Genomic DNA, 17,841 nt, shown 5'->3' on the forward strand with positions numbered 1-17,841 from the left:
TGGCATTTTGAAGCCCGTTTTTTGTTGAGCCATGGATTCCGAGCGCTCACACCGCTCAAAACAAAAAGGTAGATTTTAGGCATGTCTCAAAAATCTACCTTGGTTAGTGCAGCAACTCGGTGAGGTTGCGTTTAAAGCGGGCGCGGTCTTCGCTGGTAAATGCTGCCGGACCGCGAGTGCGTCCGCCGGCGCGGCGTACCTTCTTTTCCTCGTGGCGAATAAACAGCTGCATGTCGATGGTTGCTTTGTCGTAGACGCGCCCGCGCACACCGATAGCGGCGGCATCGCGCCCGAGCACCATGCTCGCCAAGCCAATGTCCTGCGTCACGACCACGTCGCCCGCCTGCAGGCGTTCGACAATGGCAAAGTCGGCGCTGTCGGCGCCCACGCTCACGTCGAGCGTCGTGACCCAAAAGCCGCGTCGCGCGTGCTCGGCATCGCGCGGGTCGTCGCGGCGAATGTGCCGTTCCAGGTTTTGCGTGCTGTTGCCGGCGATAACAACGGCGACGCCCGCCCGCCGCGCGCAGTCAATCGACTCGCGCGTGACCGGGCAGGCGTCGGCATCAATAAAGAGCGTCTTTGGCATCTAGCGCACCAGTTTGCCAAACTGAATGGCGCGAACAATGAGCGTCACGCCAAACACCAGCAGCGCGGCACCGCTAAAGATGACGAGCATCTTGGCCGACCACAGCGGATAGATAAACACGAACATGCCCGCGATGATGGAGAGCGCGCCGCTCAGGATGGCGAGGGCGCGGTTGGCGGAAAGCTCGGATTCCAGAATCGACATGACGCCCTCGACGATCCAGCCAAAGCCGGCGACGACCACCACGAGCGTGGTGAGCGTCGCGGTCGAGAAGGCCTGGTTGCGCAGGATTATGACGCCGCCCAGAATGATGAGCAGGTTGGAGATGATGCTCGTAACGCGCCAGCCGGTGGGCAGCAGCGGCTCGAAAACAGCGGTAAACAGCCTGATCGCGGCCGTGATCACAAAGTAGATGCCCAAGACGGTCGTCAGGAAGACGAGGGATTTGGCGGGCGCAAACAGCAGTGCGATGCCGGCGACGAGCGCCAAGACGCCCGTGATGGCGTAAATCCAGCGCACGGCCTTGACGGCCTTGCCTGCCATGCTTTTCTCGTCAAATCCAAACGCGCTCGATTGCTTGTCATCGTTCTTAAAGATGCCCATGATGTCTCCTTTCCGTGCGGCGTAAGCCGTAGCTCTTGCAACCAGTATCGCCCAAGGGCGCCGTCGCGTGGGGCGGGAAGGGCGAATGGGAGCCTCATCTTCCCGAATTGTTACCTTTGTTCCCGTTTGGATGCGGAATATTCAACAGGTGTGGAACATTGCGCCGCTGTGTGTAATTGCCTACGTTTTAGGTTAGATTTTCTTAAGAACAATTGGCTTTTATTGGGGGTCTTATGAACGAAGCTGTTCCCGCGGCGCCGGTAAGCGCCGAGTCGATGGCAAAGCAGGGTTGCGAAAAGCTTGGCCTGGACACGTTTGACGCGCTGGTCCGCCGCGCCCGTACGTGCCGCCGTTTTGACGAGTCCATGCGCGTGCCGCGCGAGTTTTTGCTCGAGCTGGCGGAACTGGCGCACCTGGCTCCCTGCGGCGCCAATGCTCAGCGTCTGCGTTTTCATGTGGTGAGCGGTGCCGAGGATTGCGCGCGTGTATTTGATGAGCTTGCATGGGCCGGCGCGCTTAAGGATTGGTCGGGTCCTGCCGAGGGCGAGCGTCCGACCGGCTACATCGCGATTCTTGCCGAGCGCGCTGTTCCGGGTAAGCCCGCCGCGCCCATCACCGAGGTCGACACGGGCATTGCCGCGCAGACGATGATGCTCGCCGCTCGCAGCGCCACGCCCGAGGTGGCAGCCTGCATGTTCAAGGCCTTTACGCCCCACGCGATCGATGCTATGGGGCTCGATAACGACAAGTATGAGCTCAAGCTGATCATGGCTTTTGGCGTGCCGGCCGAGACGCAGATGATCGATGCGATCGATTCCAACCCCGACGGCTCAATTAATTACTGGCGTGACGATGCGCAGGTGCACCACGTACCCAAGCGCCCGCTCGCCGACGTGCTGGTGTAGCTGAGCGTCACCGCGGCGTGATCAGACGGTAAACCACCACAAAGGTGCTGTCCCCTTTGTGGTGGTACGAGGGGAGAGCGTGTGGCAGATCTGTATTTGGTGCGGCATGGGCAGACTGAGCTCAATGTGCAGAGCATTTTGCAGGGCTGGCACGATTCGCCGCTTACGGCGCGCGGGCGCGAGCAGGCGCTGACGGCGCGTACGGCGTTTGCGGCGCGTGGCGTGGCCTTTGATCATGTGTATTCCTCGCCGTTGGGCCGGGCGCGGCATACGGCCGAGCTTATCGTTGGCGAGGGCCGTTCCATTGAGCTGGTCGATGACCTGCGTGAGTGGCATTTTGGCTCGCTGGAGGGCACATCAAATCGCGAGATGCCGCCGCAGCCCTGGGGCGATTATCCGGTGGCCTTTGGCGGCGAGTCGGAAGTGCAGCTTCAGTCGCGCATGGTCGCGGCGCTGTCCCGTATTATGGCCCGGCCGCAGCACGACTGCGTGCTGGCGGTTTCCCACGGCTCAGCCTGCCAGGAGTTTCTTGAGTATGTGACTGGCGGGGGAGAGCTACCCGACAACGGTGCCGTGCTTCATTTTGGCTATTGCGACGGGGCGTTTTCGCTCTTGGGTTGGTAACGAACGAAAGGACCCCTATGAATAAAGATCTGTATCTGGTCCGTCATGGACAGACGATATTCAACCTTAAGCGTATCATTCAGGGGTGGAGTGACTCGCCGCTTACGCAGTTGGGTTGCGACCAGGCGGCGCGCGCCGGCATGTTTTTACGTGCGCGCGGCATTGAGCCCGATCATGCCTACACCTCCACGCTTCATCGCACCGAGCAGACTATCGCCAACTTGTGGCCGGGCTTGGCGTACGAGCGCCTGGACGGCCTGCGTGAGTGGTTCTTTGGCGACTTTGAGGCCGAGCGCGTGATGCTTATGCCCGAGCGCCCGTGGCGCGATTTCTATCGTCAATTTGGCGGCGAGGGCCAGATCCAGGTGCGCGAGCGCATGGTGGCGACGCTGACCGAACTCATGCAGCGTCCGGACCATACGTGTGTGCTCGCGGTAAGCCATGGCTCGGCTATCAAGGAGTTTATGGATCACGTGAAGGGTGCGGCGGCCGACGAGCGCGATCGCGTGCCGGGCAACTGCTCGGTGCTGCACTTTGCGTTTGACGACGAATCCGACACGTTTGAGTTGGTCGAAGTCTTTACGCAGGAAGACTACGCGCGCGAGCTGGGGCTTGAACCGCTTGTAGCGGCAGTAGGCCCGCAGCGCGGGTAGCGCTGGCGTTGCGGCGCGGTTTGCCGGCGAAATTGTTTGATGCGAAAGGGGCGGGGATGCATGCACGGGCATTGCATCCCCGCCCCTTGTTTGTTTGGATGCTGGGTTTTCCAGCTTCGCGTTTGAGTCCGCTAGAACCGTGAGATCTGGTGAGTGAGCAGACCCGTCGGAACCTGCGGCGCGCCGCCGCTGACCTGCGCGGCGGGGAAGAGCGCAGCTACGGCAAAGTTGAACGGCTCTTTGCCGGTGTACGTTCCGGCGGCACGGGCCTCATCGGCCAGAATCTGCGATGCCCCAGCCAGTGCGGCGGCATAGGCGGAGTCACCGGCGAACACGGGGTCGGGTGCCTGATCGAGCATGGCACGGATGGCAGCAACGGCGTCCTCGCGCTTGACCTCCCACACACGGTGCGTAATGCCGGCGGGGTCGGTGACGGCATAGAGCGACGCGCCTTCTTTGGCGGCGCCGAGGATGATATCCATGACGGGCGAGGCTTCGTAGGCGAGCGTTACAGGGCGAGGCTGCACCTTAAGCTCAGCGATTGCGCGGGCGGCTGCGGCCGCATCTGCGGAGGACGCGTTGTCGTCCGTCAGTACACCAACCGGGCAAATTGCCACAACGCCCGTCACGCGTCCCAGCTCTCCCGAACACTCGTACACGTAATACGCCGCGCCTGGATCCTTGAGCATTAGGCCGTCAGCAATGGCGCCGCGCAGGGCGTCGTTGCCGCTCAGGATACCGCCCATCGCAGGCAGCGCCTCGAGCACGCGGTCCTGAGCTGGGCGGATGCAGGGAAACGGAAGTGCTTTCATGGGCGGTCCTAACGCGCGAGTCGGTTTGTTCGCGGCTTATTATGCCCCAACTTGGCCGCTTGCGTCCCAGAGCGTGTTATCGGCAAGCGCGATGAGCACGTTTTGGCAGCGAACGATATCGGCATGGGGCACATACTCGTTGGGCTTGTGCGCGAGCGCCAACGAGCCGGGGCCGTAGCTCATACAATTGCGGTTGCCTGTCTTGCCGGCAATGACGGCAGTGTCGGTGTAGCCGGTAAAGAAGCCGACGGTCGTGTCTGTGCCCGTCACGTCATCGGCGGCACGCTTGAGTGCAGCCAGAAGGGGAGAGCTTGGATCGCGCTCGATGGCGGGGCGGTCGCCTGTCACGGTATAGCTTCCATGGCAGCCGGGGACCGCGGCTTCGGCGCCGGCGATGGCCTGCTCTACCATGCGCGTCGCGGCGGCCGTATCAGTCGGCGGGGCCAGGCGCATATCGACCCAGACCTTGGCATGGTCGGGCACGACATAGGGGCGGTAGCCGCCCTCGATCTGTCCAAACGTGATGGTCGATGGCCCCAGCTCATCGTGTACGGGCAGCGCCATGAACGCGCGGCGCAACGCGCAGACGACCTCTGCCATGGCGGCGACGGCGTCGGCGCCCTTCCAAGGCTGGCTCGCGTGCGCCGTGACGCCTGCCATCTCAATCTCGAACCATGTGCGCCCCTTGTGCGCCACCTGGATCTGTCCGTCGGTGGGCTCGGTGTCCAGCACCCATTCGCGCGAACCGACCCAGCCGGCATCAATGGCCGCCTCGGAGCCACGCATAAAGTCTTCCTCGTCGACCGAGCAGATGAGCGAAAAGCCACGTCGGGGCAGCTCACCGCTTGCCGTCATGCGCTCGAGCGTATGGAACAGTGCGGAAATGGCGCAGGCCAGGCCACCCTTCATATCGCAGGCACCGCGGCCATAGAGTTTATCGTCACGCACGATTGCTCCGAGCGGCGGAATGCCTGTATCCCAGCCGTCGCCCAAGGTGACGGTATCCATGTGGCAGATATAGACCAGCCGCGGCTCGTCGCTCACGCCCGGTATGGTAATCATAAGGTTGCGGCGTCCGGGGAGCACCTCGAGTTCCTCAACCTGCACGGCATGGAGCACCGGATGACTCAACCGCTCCAGCTGAGCCTCAACCAGCGCTTTGATATACCGCTCAATTTCATCCTCATACGCGCCCGGGTCTGAGCTGTCGATCCGCACGAGCTCCTGAGCAAGCCGCCAGGCAAAGTCCTCATCAACCATATGCAACCTCACAATCAGTCTGCTTTCCAAACCGATTGTAAGCCTCCTGAGAGATTCGCGACGCGCGCGCAGCAGCATTTACCGTTCGCAGGCCGAGCCAGCGCGTTTGCCGTCCGAGCGGGTTTACAAACGGCGCGGTGGGTACGTAGCCTTTATGGACGACATGCTGTGCGACATATCTGCCTTTCGGTATCACCGGATACCTCCACAGGTTTTGGCGATAATGCCGGACCTGCCCGATTCTGCGGACGATCCGCGCAGGGAGCGCCTTTGCGAGCATCCGCTCGTCGCGCATTTCCTGGGCACCCCGTTACACGTTTTGGCGCAGGGCGGCTGCGGGCGTAAGGGCGATCGCATTGTCAGGCATGTTTGGAACGGGGAGAGGCCGTTTGATTTCGTGCGGCAGACAGAGTTTGGCCTCGATGTCGCGTCCCCACTCTTTACCCTGCTGTCCCTGGCTTCCTCGGTCTCAAACGAGCGTCTGATCATGTGCATGTATGAGATGTGCGGCACCTTCGCCGTGTGCAAGATTGCGCCTCAGGTAAAGTCGACACTTGTGCAGGCATATGGGAGCCGGTGGAGTGACGCACGGTCGGGCTGGGAAAACGTAAAGGATGTCTCGGGGAATCCAACGGACTTGTGGAAACGACCTCCCTTGATTGAGCTCTCTGAGCTTACAGAGTACGTCGATAAGATCCAGGGGCTCCGCGGCGCTAAATCGTTCACACGCGCCGCGAAGTGCATTAGGGGGGTGGCGGCATCGCCGCTCGAGGTCCAGGCTTCGATGCTGTTTGGCCTTACGAGGTTGCGCGGCGGCGAAGGGCTGCGCCTTACCAATAACGTCGAGATTCGCTTGACGCGCAGCGCCCGCCTGATTTCGGGGCTTGATAGGCGCTATGCCGATATCCTGCTGGCAAATAAGGACGGCAGCCGAGAGTGTCTGGTTGAATGCCAGGGTAAAGCCATTCACGGATCCATTGAATCCAAGATTTCGGACTCCGATCGAACGACGGCGCTGCAAGCGATGGGATATCCCGTCATTCTGATCACCTATGGTCAGCTGGCCGACTCCGATGCCTTCCGCGTGGTGATGGAGCTCATCATGTCCTATCTCGATGTGCCGCTGAAAGACAAGATGCCGCGACAGCAGGAGCTCGAACGGCGGCTTCGTGAGGAGATTTTTATCGATTGGGCAGGAATGTAGCCGCGCGGGTGGAAAACGGTCGCGCGGACTAGAGTTTTGGTCACAAAAAGACTTATATTTCGCCTTGGAGGGGCCTTAAAAATGCTATCTAGAATAAGTTGTTTCGGAAAATGGACAGTCAACTTACATTCGGCACATAGAGATCGATTTTTACCTACTAAAGTCCCTGATAAAGCTGTTTATCAAAGCGGGTGTGCTTAGCGACTTGAGCCTCACTATCGATTATCTGAAAAAACTTGTTCTGGGTATCATTTTAAAGTCGTCCGGAGCAACAAAATCGGCCCCCGTTTCGTGAAAACGGGGGCCGAATGGGCTTCGTGGTCTGTCTGGCAGGATTGGCGCCGGCGCTATTTAATCACGCGCACACGATACATCGACGGAATTTGCTTAAGTGCCTCGATCGTGCTGCCGTCCAGGTGCTCATCGGTGTCGAACATGGTGTAGGCGTTCTCGCCAGCGGACTCGTTGGTCATGCGCTGCACGTTGGCGTTGTCCTTGGCGAGAATGGCCGTGATCTGGCCGATCATGTTGGGCACGTTGGCATGCAGGCAGGCAATGCGGCTTGCGGCGCGCGCCTTGCCCATGCTGCAGGCGGGGTAGTTGACGCTGTGCGCGATGTTGCCGTTTTCCAGGTAATCCTTGAGCTCGCTGATGGCCATGTCGGCGCAGTTGGCCTCGGCCTCGCCGGTGCCGGCGCCCGAATGCGTGGTGATAAACGTGTTGGGCATCTTGACGGTCTTGGGTGTGGCAAAGTCGCAGCTAAACCAGCTGAGCTTGCCCGCGCGCAGGGCGGCGTCGACGGCGTCCTCGTCAATGATGGTCTCGCGCGCGTAGTTGATGAGCACGGCGTCCGGGGCCAGCAGGTCGATCTGCTCGGTGCTGATCATGCCGATGGTATCGGCCTTGCTGGGCACGTGCACGGTGAGGTAGTCGCAGCCGCGGCACAGATCCTCGAGCGTGCCCACGCGCTGCACCTCGCGGCTCAGCACCCACGCGTGCTCGACGGAAATGAACGGATCGTAGCCGTAAACGTCCATGCCCAGGTCGACACAGGCGTTGGCGACCTTGGAGCCTACGTTGCCCAGGCCGATGACGCCGATGCGCTTGCCCTTGAGCTCGCGGCCCACAAAGGCCTTCTTGGCCTTCTCGGCATCGACCTGGATCTCGGGGTCGTCGGCGTTGTTGCGCACCCAGTTCATCGACTGCACGACGCCGCGGCTCGAAAGCACCAGCATGCCCAGGACGAGCTCCTTGACGGCGTTGCTGTTGGCACCGGGGGAGTTAAAGACGACGACGCCCTTTCTGGCGTACTCCTCGACGGGGATGTTGTTGACGCCGGCGCCGCAGCGGGCGATGGCGCGGATGCCCTCGGGCAGCTCGTAGCCGTGCAGGTCGGTGGAGCGCATCAGGATAGCGTCGGCCTCCTCGGCGGTGCCCACAAACTCGTAGCCCTCGCCAAACTCGACTTTGCCGTCTTTGGTGATGTCGTCGATAGTCTTAATCTTACGCATGGAAAAACTCCTTAGCAGGTTTTGATCTAAACAGGGTGGTTTGAGATGGCTGGTCGGCCCGCGCGTTGCGGGCTAGTTAGATCGCGGACTCAAACTATGCTGCGCTTCGAAGTCCTTCATGTACGAGGCAAGTGCCTGCACGTCTTCCATGGTTACGGCGTTGTAGACGCTGGCGCGCATGCCGCCCACCAGGCGATGGCCCTTGACGTTTTGAATCTGGTGCTTGGCCGCGCCTGCGACAAAGGCCGCGTCGAGCTCGGCGTCGCCGGTGCGGAAGGTGACGTTGGCGATGGAGCGGCTGTCGGCCTGCGTGGCGCCATGGAACAGCTCGCTGTGCTCGAGCAGGTCATAGAGCAGGTTGGCCTTGGCCCAGTTGCGCTCGGCCATGGTTGCGAGCCCGCCGGTCTGCTCCACCCAATGGAACACCTTGCCGCATACGTAGATGCCAAAGGTGTTAGGCGTGTTGAGCATGGAGCCCTTGGCGGTCTGGGTCTTAAGGTCCATGTACTGCGGCGTCTGCGCAAAGGCGGGGCCATCTGCGATGAGATCGTCGCGCACGATGACCACGGTCACGCCCGCGGCGCCGGCGTTTTTCTGAGCGCCGGCGTAGATGAGTCCGTAGCGCTCGACGTCGAGCGGCTGCGACAAAAAGCAGCTCGAGACATCGGCGACCAGCGGCACATCGCCACAGTTGGGCAGCTCGTGGTACATGGTGCCGAAGATGGTGTTGTTCTGGCAGATGTAGACGTAGTCGAGCCCGTCGCCCGTGGCCTCGGCGGCAATACGCGCGTTGATGTCGGCCATGTCGGGGATGCGGTCGAAGTTGGTGTCTTCGGAGCTCGCGAGCAGCACGGCCTCGCCGTACTTGGCGGCCTCCTTGTACGCCTTGTTGGCAAAGTTGCCGGTCACGACGTAGCCGGCGCGGCCGCGGCGCATGAGGTTCATGGGGATGCCCGCAAACTGCAGCGTGGCGCCGCCCTGCAAAAACAGGACGCGGTAGTTGTCGGGGATGCTCAGCAGACGGTGCAGGGTTGCCTCGGCGTCGTTGATAATCTGCTGGTACATGCTAGATCGATGGCTCATCTCGAGTACGGACATGCCGCAACCGCGGTAGTCCATCATCTCGTCGGCGATCTCGGCGAGCACGCTTGTAGGCAGCGCGGCCGGGCCAGCTGAGAAGTTGTGCACACGTGCCATCTTCTAGTTCCCCTCGTAGTCGTTTGAACGTTCGGGATACTTTAGCACAGTGGAGCGTCAGGCGCGACCGAATCACAGCAAAACCCGAGTGCGCCGCTATGATTTACAGGATGGTTACATGGGGGAGGGGTGCTTTACTCCTCGGGCAAATCCAAATCTGCGAGCGAAGGCATGAGGTTCTCTAGGCGCTTGATTTCTTCGTCGCAAATTAGCTAACCCCTGGTCACTACGACGCCAGCGTGGCGATGACGGCTTCGTCGCCGGCGTATATGAGGGTGTTGCCGTCGGGGATGATCGTTTGGCCGTCGCGTTTGAGCATCACCACGATAAAGGGGTGCTTGCCTTGCGGCACGTCGCGCAGGCGCTGACCGGCCAGGCGACCGTGGGGCGTCACGGTGACCTCGCGCAGCGTAACCTCGGCACGCTCTTCGAACGTTGGGGCTGCCATCACCAGAAGGTCGCCTTCCTCGATGACGGTATCGCCGTTGGGCAGTACCGGGTGCGCCCCGTCGCGCAGCACCAAGACCACGAGCATGTCTGTGGCGCTGCCAATGTCCGCGAGCGAGCGTCCGGCAAACGGATGGCCAGCGCCCACCTTGAGCTTTACAAACGACATGCCGTCCTCGTCGCGGTAGTCGTTAAAGGTGCGGCGTACGTCGCCGGCCGCATCGATCATATCGAGTTTCTTCGCCACCGCCGGCAGTAGCGAACCCTGCACCACAATGCTCGATACGGCAATCACAAACACCAGGTCAAACAGGTCGTGACCGCCGGGAACGCCGGCTACCATGGCAAAGAGGCTAAAGACGACCGAAGCCGCGCCGCGCAAGCCCGCCCAGCTTACGAGTGCAACCTGGCGAGGGTTCGTCTTAAAGGGCACCAGCAGCAGACAGACGGCGATGGGGCGGCTCGCAAAGAGCATAAACGCCATGAGCGCCAGGCCCGGCAGCAGCATCTGCGGCAGGCGCGCGGGCGTGACGAGCAGGCCCAGCAAAAAGAAGATGGTCATCTCGGCCATCTCGGTGAGGGTGTCAAAAAAGTGCGCCATCTCGACCTTACCGGTGATGTCGCTTGCGCCCAGCACAATGCCTGCAAGGTATACGGCCAAAAAGCCGTTGCCGCCCAGGTAGCTCGGCAGCGCGTAGGCGACGATGGCCACGGCGAACAAGAAGATGGTCTGCGCGCCTTCGGCCGTTGCGTGTGCGCGCTCAATCAGACGGCTGGATGTCCAGCCGATGGCAAGGCCCAACCCCACGCCCAGGATGATCTGCTTGGTCAGCAGCACGGGAATGTCGATATTGCCGCCCGCCGCGAGGGTCGCGAGCACGGCGGTGAGCATGTAGGCGACGGGGTCGTTGGAGCCCGATTCGACCTCGAGCAGCGAGTCGGTGCCGCCCCTCAGCGAAAGGCTGTGCTCGCGCAGAACGCTAAAGACGCTGGCCGCGTCGGTGGACGCCACGACCGATCCCAGCAGCAGGCCGCCGATCCAGTCGAAGCCCAGCACAAAGTGGGCGAACACGCCGGTGATGCCTGCGGTGATGACGACGCCGAGCGTGCTCAGCAGCACCGCCGGCGCGGCGACGGGCTTGGCGCGGTCTATGTTGGTGTTAAAGCCGCCGTAGAACATGATGAACAATAGCGCCGTGCTGCAGACGGTTTCGGTGAGTGCGTAGTCGCTAAAGTCGATATGCGCCGGGCCGTTGACGCCCAGCAGCATGCCGAGCGCGATAAAGATAAGCAGGGTGGGGAAGGGGAGCTTTTTGCCGACGGGTTTGATGGTCAGGCACAAAATGATGACGAGGCCGATAAAAAGAAGGATCTGGTTCATGGATGGTGTCCGCTCCTGGGTGGTTGGCGTGGCACGGTTAGTTGTCTGCGGTTATTTGTACCCAAAGATGGTGGGTTTATGGGGTTGGATTGCGGGCGTGCGCGATATCGTCATAGACGGCTGCCGTCTTTGCCTCTGCTCGGAAACCCTTTCCAGCTTTATTGCAACGGAGTACAATGGGTAACGTTTAAGTTCAACTTGAAGTTTTAGTTGCGGCGCCGGGCTTTGGCCGCAATGCAAGGAGAGGCGTACCATGGCGATCTATGTGACATCTGATGCTCACGGGCACGTGCGTGCGCTTGACGAGGCCCTGTCCAAGATTTCGTTGACGTCCGACGACACGCTGTACGTGTTGGGCGACATGATCGATCGCGGGCCCGATCCGGTCGGCGTTATTAAGCTCGTGCGCTCGCTGCCCAACGCCCACGTGCTCAAGGGCAATCACGAGCAGATCATGCTCGATGCCATCATTGGCCAGGATCCGCTCGATGCCGAGACCTGGGATATCAACGGTGGCTGGACGACGCGCGAGCAGCTCAACGACATGGAATTTGAGGCATACGAGGAGCTCGTGCGATGGATGGCCGCGCTGCCGCTCTACGCGGTGGCCGAGACCGAGGAGCGCCCGTATCTGCTGGTACATGCTGGAATCGAGATGAAGGCGGCGCGCGCGTTTTTACTTGAGCATGGCGTCGATTGTGCCGATGGCGTCGGAGCGGTGGGTGCCGATCGCGAGCTGCTGCAGCAGATGCTCGCGGTGCAGTCGTCCGATGACCTGCTGTGGATTCGTCACGGCTATTGGGATGCGCCGACGGGACTGCTTTCTGCCGAGGGCGAGGGTCCGGTCGTGGTGAGCGGCCACACGCCCACGGTGTCGCTTGGGCGCTATTGCGAGGTTGGCGGCCTGGCGGGGCTTGATGAGGAGTCGGGCCGCGGGCAGATTGTGCGCCTGGGTGGCGAGGATACCGCCGGCGTGCCCGATCGTATCGATATCGACTGCGCCGCCGCCACCGGCTCCGAGTTCGGCCGCGTCGGGATCCTGCGCCTGGATGATGGCGCGGAGTTCTACGCGAATATCAACCCAGGCGAATAATCGGTGCAAAGGGTAGCTAATTTGGGACGGAGCTTTTTTGACTACTTTCGGAGAATAGCGCCTTCTTGCTCGGTAAGCGCGAGAAATGAGGAACGTCTGCGTCCTCGGCAGTGCGAAAATGCTCGAAAAACCGTCGCAACGGAGTCAAACGACGTTGCGACGGTTCTTTTTTGGCTGCCCGCTGGCTAAGTGAGTAGACTTTTTTGGAAATGCCGAGCAGCCGGCAAATTTGCCTCAACAAAACCGCAGGTCACTGACTTGTGTTTTGCCGGTGTGGTCAGGGATTCGGCAAAAGTCTACTCACTTAGTTTTGCGTGTCGCAAATCGTCCGCAACGAGACCCCCCATTGCGCCAATTAGGCGCCGTACGGGTTGCGGTCGCGCTCGATGCGTTGGCGGATGTGGGCGTATTCGATAATCAGCAGCACCAGGAGTAGGGCCATGATGGCTAGGTAGCTCACCACGGCGCCCATCAGACCCAGCAGGTTGATCAGGATCACCGGCAGCACTACGCTTACGGCGAAGCAGATCAGGTAGATTTTGGTGACGTCGCCGGCATGGCGCAGCACCGTGATGATGGCGTAGAGAAAGTCGATGGCCGCGGTGACGCCGCCGGCGACAACCATCAGCAGTGCCAGCGTGCGGTAGCGCTCAAAATTGAGGCCGTACATGAAGCTCATGAGGGGAATACCGGGACCTGCCATAAATGCGGCGCACACGCTGGTGATGACCACGATCAGTGCCATAACGGCAACAATAATCAGGTCAAAGCGACGACGCTTGCGAGGATTAGCCCAAATGCTCGACAAACGCAGAAGCTGCGGTTTATAGATAAATCCAATGCTCAACAAAATAGCCTGCGCCGGAAAGAACAGGGCATTAAAGTACAGCTGATACTTGTAGGCCAGCGTGCCTTCCATCACGAACTTGGGCATGCTCTCGATAAGGTTGAACAGGAACAGCGCGCCAAAAAGCGGGGCGCACTGGATAAACAGGTGACCGACCTCGCGCAGGCTCACGCGGCGCGATTTTTCGGTTTCGAGCAGGGCGAGCGGCGCGGTGACCAGCACGAGCGAGGCGATGGCGGTGACACCCATGGCCATGGCGGCGATGGGCATGCTGCGCGTGAGGAACAGTGCCACGCTAAAGACCGCGATGACGCCGACGGATCGTAGCGTTTGGCTCATGCCGGCCAGGTAGAGTTTGTCGGCCTGCTGCAGGCGGCCCTCGTACACGTCGGCAATGCCGTCGATCGCCTTATACAGGTAGACGCCCAGGCCGATTGTGGCCATCTGCGCATCGTAGCCGCGGGCGCTGCTGTATACCAGGCCGCATGCCAGCGCGAGCGCTCCGCAGATCCAGCGGTTGAGCTGGTAAGAGGCAAAGGACGTCTTTTCGTCGATGTCCGAGACCTGGAAATTGCGCACGCCGTAGTTGCACGCGATCATTATGAGCGTGCCGGTGACAAAGGCGATGGAGAATTTGCCAGCCTCTTCGGCGCCCACGAGCTGCGTAGACACGATGGTGAGCAACGGAAACACCATGCCCCACACGGCGGTGCCCAGGGTATTCCAAAGGTAGTCGCGACGGGTGGCGTGATCTTCGTACTCGGCTTCTTGCGTGGAGAAGCCGCCGCCGTAGACGGCTCCGAGCAGGCGGTTCCACCAGGCATTGACCATGCGGTGGATGGGGCCGGGCTGGCGATCGCGCTCGCGGCGACGGCGTGTGGCCTGGCTGCTGTCGGGACCGCCGGCGTTACGCTGGCTTAGCTCTTGGATTCGTGCGAGCTCCTCGGCGGTGTGCGATGCGGGGAACAGGCCGTTCTCGATGCGTCCGCCCTGCCCGTGCGCCCCGTCCGATACGGTGGGGTCGGCGACGCCATTGCGGCGGGCGATGGCGCGGCGAATGCTATCGATGGGCGTGATGCTCAAAGCGGAGTCCTTTCTATTGCTGCGCTCTAGTATAGACGCGACGGTGTTCGTTCGTGTTTTTGAACAGATTGTTCGATAATTTCGGCGGCGCCATTCAGTAGCCGGCACTCGGGGACGTTCCTTATGTGCCGGCACTTTAGGAACGTCCCCGAGTGCCGGCATCCGGGGACGCTCCTTGGTTGTTGCCTGTTCAAGAGTGTCCCCAACGATTAGTCGTTTAAAAACGTCCCCAATGACTAGGCCGCTTGCCTGCGATTTTTGACCGTTGGGCGGGCTTGCCGCCCTTGCCGCAAAAACGTTTTTGCATATCGGGTACAACGGGCTTTACGTGAGTAAAGTGCGCGTCGTGTCCTCGTGTCGCGTTTTTAAAGGAGGCCCCATGCCTGGTGTTACCCCTGCAGATGTTTTGTCCAACTTTGGTATTACGCTGGTCGAAGATCCCGCCGAGAATCAGCCCCGTCTGCTGGTCGATCTACCCGCCGCGGAGCTCGTCGAGCACGCTATCCGCCGCGAAGAAGGCCGCATGGCATCCAACGGCGCGCTGGTGATCGAGACGGGGGAGCGCACTGGTCGTTCCCCCAATGACCGCTTTATCGTCGACACGCCCGACGTGCACGACAAGATCGCCTGGGGCGCCGTCAACCGACCGCTTTCGATCGAGAGCTACGAGACCATCAAGGCCGGTATCGTCAACTACCTCAACGAGCGCGATGTTTTCGTCACGCGCGGTATGGCCGGTGCCGATCGCAACCATACACGTCGCCTGCTTGTCGCCTGCGAACGTGCCAGCCAGGCGCTCTTTATTAAGCAGATGCTCGCTCGCCCGCTCGCTCGCGAAATTGCGCGCACCGGTGAGCCGGACTTTTGCGTGCTCGCCGCTCCCGGCTACCAGTGCGATCCCGCCATTAAGGGCCTCAACTCCAGCGCCGCCGTGGTCATCAACTTCCAGGAGCGCGTGATTCTGGTTGCCGGCACCGGTTACTCCGGTGAGATCAAAAAGTCCATCTTCAGCGTCATGAACTACCTGCTGCCCGTAGAGGACGACGTGCTGCCCATGCACTGCTCGGCCAGCATGGATCCTGTCACGCACGAGACCGCCGTGTTCTTTGGCCTGTCTGGCACCGGCAAGACCACGCTTTCGGCTAACCCCACGCGCCTACTGATCGGCGACGACGAGCACGGTTGGTCCGACATGGGCATCTTCAACATCGAGGGTGGCTGCTACGCCAAATGCGAGGGCCTGGACGCGTTCCACGAGCCTGAGATCTTCAACGCCGTCCGCTTTGGCGCGATCTGCGAAAACGTGGTGCTCGACGAGAGCCGCAAGCCCAACTACGATGACGTCTCGGTCACGCACAACACGCGCGTGGCCTACCCTGTGGAGCACATTCCCAACGCGTGGACCAAGGGTATGGGCACCACTCCGAGCGTCGTGCTGTTTTTGACCTGCGATGCCTTTGGCGTGCTGCCGCCCATCTCGCGCCTGACGGCCGACGCCGCCATGTATCACTTTGTGACGGGCTTTACGGCCAAGATCCCCGGCACCGAGGTCGGCGTCACCGAGCCCACGCCCACGTTCTCTTCGCTGTTTGGCGAGCCGTTTATGCCGCTCGACCCCATGGTCTATGCCAAGATGCTCGGTGAGCGCATCGCCGACGGCCGCACGCGTGTGTACCTGGTCAACACCGGCTGGATCGGCGGCGGCTACGGCGTGGGTCATCGCATCGAGCTTGCCTACACGCGCGCCCTGGTGGCCCGCGCCCTCGACGGTACCATCGAGGACAGCGAGTTCGTGCACGACGACATCTTTAACGTCGACATTCCCACCACGTGCCACGGCGTACCCGACGGCATCCTGGTGCCGCGCCAGTATTGGCAGAGCACCGCTCGCTACGACGAGGCCGCGCACAACTTGGCCGTGATGTTCGAGGAGAACTTCGAGAAGAAGTACTCGCACCTGCCCGAATCCGTCAAGGCCGCCGGTCCGCATGCTCAGGTGCACGCCGACGCCCGTCATCGCGGCCACGGCCTGCTGGGACTTCGCCACTAGCGTCGCCGCGAGTCCATATCCGCCACAAAGGGGACAGGCACCTTTGTGGCGGTTTTGCTTGGGCGAATGACTCGGGTTACAATACGCCTGACATATCGCCCCCTTCTCCGGATGGGGGCAGCGTAAGCGCTCTTGTGGCGGCACCGTAGGACTTTGAAGGTGGCCGTCGTAAGGGCGCTTTTTGTTTAGGCACCCGGGCTCGGGCGCATGCTATGAAGGGAGAGCACATGAAGAGTTTCGTTGCCGAGGATTCGTTTTGGGAGCTATTTCCGCAGGCGGCTGTCGGTGTTGTGGTCGTAAAGGGCATGAAGCCCGCGGCTCAGATTCCTCAAGAGGACGTTGATGCGATTGCCGCGTTGCTCGACCGCGCCAATATCGATGCGGAGCGTCACCTGACGAGTGATACCATCAGCGAGAATGCGCCGGTTAAGGCATGGCGCGAGGCATATCGCCTATTCAAGACCAAGAAGGGCGCGCGTTGCTCAATTGAGAACCTGCTCAAGCGCGTGCTCAAAGGAAAGCCGGTGGGCCACATTACGCCCGCGGTGGACATCTACAACACGGTGTCGCTGTCCTACGCGCTGCCCGTAGGCGGCGAGGATTTGCACGCGATTGAGGGAGACCTTTGCCTGAAGGTGACCGACGGTGGCGATTCATTTCTGCCGCTTGGCGAGGAGACAGATGACCCGACGCTGCCCGGCGAGCTCGCCTACATCGATGATGCGGGCGCCGTATGCCGCTGCTGGAACTGGCGCGACGGCGTTCGAACGGCCCTGTCCGACGATTCGGTCGATGCTTTCCTGGCGATTGAGTGCGTGGAGCCCGAGCGGATGGGGGATTGCCAGGCCGCGATCGATCGCTTAGCCGAGCTGCTCGAGCGCTATCTGGGAGCGACGGTTGTCGTGAAAACGCTTGTGACCCGCGACAATCCCTGCGTGGAGCTGTAGCGGCGCCTAGAACCTATTGATGTCCCAAACCACCACAAAGGTGCCTGTCCCCTTTGTGGTGGTTTTTATGTTGATGGGTTAACAAATGGGATATTTGGGTACGGGTGTTGCCTTGTGCGGCTAAGATGTTTACCCGTTAGCATCATGTAAGCGAAAGGCGGTCGTCACCATGCAGCAGAACGACGAGACACGTTTTGAGGACTTTGTCGGACTGATCAGCGGCCTCTACAAGGAGATTCAGCGTATCAAGACGTCCGAAGGCGCAAGGCTGGGCCTCAAGGGCTCCGACGTTATGTGCCTGTACTATCTTGAGCGCAGCAAGGACGGCCTGACTGGCGCCGACCTCGCCCGCATGGCCGGCGTTACCCGTGCCGCCGTTTCGCGCACACTGGCACATCTGGAGGAGGGCGGCTACGTCGAGGTCGACGACTCGGGTGATGCGGCCGTCAAGTATCGTGCTCCGGTGCGCCTGACTGCCCTGGGCGGCGAGAGCATGAGCGAGGCCGATCGCATCATTCGCGAGGTGCTCGATACCACCGGCAAGGCCATGGGCGTGGAGCAGCGCGAGCAGATGTATGCATCGCTGCGCACGATCCTCAACACCCTGCGCGAGATCTAGAGCCGCGCTGGCGCTAGCT

16 protein-coding genes are annotated in these 17,841 nt (G+C 61.1%); 8 read left to right on the top strand and 8 right to left on the bottom strand.

The genetic code is table 11. The features are described from left to right. Nucleotides 1-103: 103 nt before the first annotated feature. Nucleotides 104-586: a DUF188 domain-containing protein gene (locus tag DW943_RS02260; protein WP_117563982.1), complete on the bottom strand. Its 483-nt coding sequence runs from the start codon at nucleotides 584-586 to the stop codon at nucleotides 104-106. Continuing rightward, on the bottom strand, nucleotides 587-1,189 hold the full coding sequence (locus DW943_RS02265; RefSeq protein ID WP_117583774.1) for an HdeD family acid-resistance protein: 603 nt from the start codon (nucleotides 1,187-1,189) through the stop codon (nucleotides 587-589). Between the two features lie 233 nt (nucleotides 1,190-1,422). Here DW943_RS02265 and DW943_RS02270 point away from each other — a divergent pair, with 233 nt between their 5' ends. The 3 genes from DW943_RS02270 (at nucleotide 1,423) to DW943_RS02280 (ending at nucleotide 3,371) form a co-directional block, all read left to right on the top strand. Beyond that, nucleotides 1,423-2,094 carry a nitroreductase family protein gene (locus tag DW943_RS02270; protein ID WP_117563980.1) on the top strand — a complete coding sequence of 224 codons (672 nt, stop codon included), beginning with the start codon at nucleotides 1,423-1,425 and terminating at the stop codon, nucleotides 2,092-2,094. Nucleotides 2,095-2,175: 81 nt separating this feature from the next. Further along, nucleotides 2,176-2,718, top strand: a complete 543-nt coding sequence (locus DW943_RS02275; protein ID WP_055252053.1) for a histidine phosphatase family protein — start codon at nucleotides 2,176-2,178, stop codon at nucleotides 2,716-2,718. A 17-nt stretch (nucleotides 2,719-2,735) separates the two neighbouring features. Next, nucleotides 2,736-3,371, top strand: a complete 636-nt coding sequence (locus tag DW943_RS02280) for a histidine phosphatase family protein (RefSeq protein WP_117862058.1) — start codon at nucleotides 2,736-2,738, stop codon at nucleotides 3,369-3,371. A gap of 131 nt (nucleotides 3,372-3,502) precedes the next feature. On the opposite strand, the gene DW943_RS02285 is transcribed toward DW943_RS02280, so the two are convergent. Continuing rightward, nucleotides 3,503-4,183 carry a DUF1015 family protein gene (locus DW943_RS02285; RefSeq protein WP_117758349.1) on the bottom strand — a complete coding sequence of 227 codons (681 nt, stop codon included), beginning with the start codon at nucleotides 4,181-4,183 and terminating at the stop codon, nucleotides 3,503-3,505. Nucleotides 4,184-4,222: 39 nt separating this feature from the next. Then, nucleotides 4,223-5,443 carry a M20 family metallopeptidase gene (locus DW943_RS02290; RefSeq protein ID WP_117862059.1) on the bottom strand — a complete coding sequence of 407 codons (1,221 nt, stop codon included), beginning with the start codon at nucleotides 5,441-5,443 and terminating at the stop codon, nucleotides 4,223-4,225. Between the two features lie 655 nt (nucleotides 5,444-6,098). Here DW943_RS02290 and DW943_RS10635 point away from each other — a divergent pair. Next, nucleotides 6,099-6,647 carry a hypothetical protein gene (locus DW943_RS10635; RefSeq protein ID WP_233543574.1) on the top strand — a complete coding sequence of 183 codons (549 nt, stop codon included), beginning with the start codon at nucleotides 6,099-6,101 and terminating at the stop codon, nucleotides 6,645-6,647. Between the two features lie 347 nt (nucleotides 6,648-6,994). Here the strand turns inward: DW943_RS10635 and DW943_RS02300 are convergent, their stop codons facing one another. From DW943_RS02300 to DW943_RS02310, 3 genes are all read right to left on the bottom strand, one after another. Next, on the bottom strand, nucleotides 6,995-8,158 hold the full coding sequence (locus DW943_RS02300; protein ID WP_117634994.1) for a phosphoglycerate dehydrogenase: 1,164 nt from the start codon (nucleotides 8,156-8,158) through the stop codon (nucleotides 6,995-6,997). A 72-nt stretch (nucleotides 8,159-8,230) separates the two neighbouring features. Further along, nucleotides 8,231-9,355: a 3-phosphoserine/phosphohydroxythreonine transaminase gene (serC, locus tag DW943_RS02305; protein WP_117862061.1), complete on the bottom strand. Its 1,125-nt coding sequence runs from the start codon at nucleotides 9,353-9,355 to the stop codon at nucleotides 8,231-8,233. 226 nt (nucleotides 9,356-9,581) lie between these two features. Beyond that, nucleotides 9,582-11,183: a potassium/proton antiporter gene (locus DW943_RS02310; protein ID WP_089572058.1), complete on the bottom strand. Its 1,602-nt coding sequence runs from the start codon at nucleotides 11,181-11,183 to the stop codon at nucleotides 9,582-9,584. A 253-nt stretch (nucleotides 11,184-11,436) separates the two neighbouring features. Here DW943_RS02310 and DW943_RS02320 point away from each other — a divergent pair, with 253 nt between their 5' ends. Then, nucleotides 11,437-12,276 (top strand): metallophosphoesterase family protein, encoded by an 840-nt coding sequence (locus tag DW943_RS02320; protein WP_089572054.1) that lies wholly within the window; start codon nucleotides 11,437-11,439, stop codon nucleotides 12,274-12,276. Nucleotides 12,277-12,631: 355 nt separating this feature from the next. On the opposite strand, the gene DW943_RS02325 is transcribed toward DW943_RS02320, so the two are convergent. Next, on the bottom strand, nucleotides 12,632-14,206 hold the full coding sequence (locus DW943_RS02325) for a lipopolysaccharide biosynthesis protein (RefSeq protein ID WP_233543576.1): 1,575 nt from the start codon (nucleotides 14,204-14,206) through the stop codon (nucleotides 12,632-12,634). Between the two features lie 379 nt (nucleotides 14,207-14,585). On the opposite strand from DW943_RS02325, the gene pckA reads away from it, so the two are divergent. From pckA to DW943_RS02340, 3 genes are all read left to right on the top strand, one after another. Next, the gene (gene pckA, locus DW943_RS02330) at nucleotides 14,586-16,256 is read left to right on the top strand and encodes a phosphoenolpyruvate carboxykinase (ATP) (RefSeq protein WP_199572734.1); all 1,671 of its coding nucleotides are present in this window, start codon (nucleotides 14,586-14,588) and stop codon (nucleotides 16,254-16,256) included. Nucleotides 16,257-16,483: 227 nt separating this feature from the next. Next, nucleotides 16,484-17,203, top strand: a complete 720-nt coding sequence (locus tag DW943_RS02335; protein ID WP_117862062.1) for a B3/4 domain-containing protein — start codon at nucleotides 16,484-16,486, stop codon at nucleotides 17,201-17,203. A gap of 169 nt (nucleotides 17,204-17,372) precedes the next feature. Next, on the top strand, nucleotides 17,373-17,822 hold the full coding sequence (locus DW943_RS02340) for a MarR family winged helix-turn-helix transcriptional regulator (protein ID WP_022093866.1): 450 nt from the start codon (nucleotides 17,373-17,375) through the stop codon (nucleotides 17,820-17,822). Nucleotides 17,823-17,841 lie beyond the last annotated feature (19 nt).

This window comes from Collinsella sp. AM44-11, assembly GCF_003467145.1.
Classification (GTDB): Bacteria; Actinomycetota; Coriobacteriia; order Coriobacteriales; family Coriobacteriaceae; genus Collinsella.

Bases quoted from the DNA above. Each gene is read 5' to 3' on its own strand.
- DW943_RS02310 (WP_089572058.1), bottom strand. From the start codon at position 11,183: ATGAACCAGATCCTTCTTTTTATCGGCCTCGTCATCATTTTGTGCCTG.
- pckA (WP_199572734.1), top strand. From the start codon at position 14,586: ATGCCTGGTGTTACCCCTGCAGATGTTTTGTCCAACTTTGGTATTACG.
- serC (WP_117862061.1), bottom strand. From the start codon at position 9,355: ATGGCACGTGTGCACAACTTCTCAGCTGGCCCGGCCGCGCTGCCTACA.
- DW943_RS02270 (WP_117563980.1), top strand. From the start codon at position 1,423: ATGAACGAAGCTGTTCCCGCGGCGCCGGTAAGCGCCGAGTCGATGGCA.
- DW943_RS02340 (WP_022093866.1), top strand. From the start codon at position 17,373: ATGCAGCAGAACGACGAGACACGTTTTGAGGACTTTGTCGGACTGATC.
- DW943_RS02300 (WP_117634994.1), bottom strand. From the start codon at position 8,158: ATGCGTAAGATTAAGACTATCGACGACATCACCAAAGACGGCAAAGTC.
- DW943_RS02335 (WP_117862062.1), top strand. From the start codon at position 16,484: ATGAAGAGTTTCGTTGCCGAGGATTCGTTTTGGGAGCTATTTCCGCAG.
- DW943_RS02285 (WP_117758349.1), bottom strand. From the start codon at position 4,183: ATGAAAGCACTTCCGTTTCCCTGCATCCGCCCAGCTCAGGACCGCGTG.
- DW943_RS02320 (WP_089572054.1), top strand. From the start codon at position 11,437: ATGGCGATCTATGTGACATCTGATGCTCACGGGCACGTGCGTGCGCTT.
- DW943_RS02260 (WP_117563982.1), bottom strand. From the start codon at position 586: ATGCCAAAGACGCTCTTTATTGATGCCGACGCCTGCCCGGTCACGCGC.
- DW943_RS02280 (WP_117862058.1), top strand. From the start codon at position 2,736: ATGAATAAAGATCTGTATCTGGTCCGTCATGGACAGACGATATTCAAC.
- DW943_RS02290 (WP_117862059.1), bottom strand. From the start codon at position 5,443: ATGGTTGATGAGGACTTTGCCTGGCGGCTTGCTCAGGAGCTCGTGCGG.
- DW943_RS02265 (WP_117583774.1), bottom strand. From the start codon at position 1,189: ATGGGCATCTTTAAGAACGATGACAAGCAATCGAGCGCGTTTGGATTT.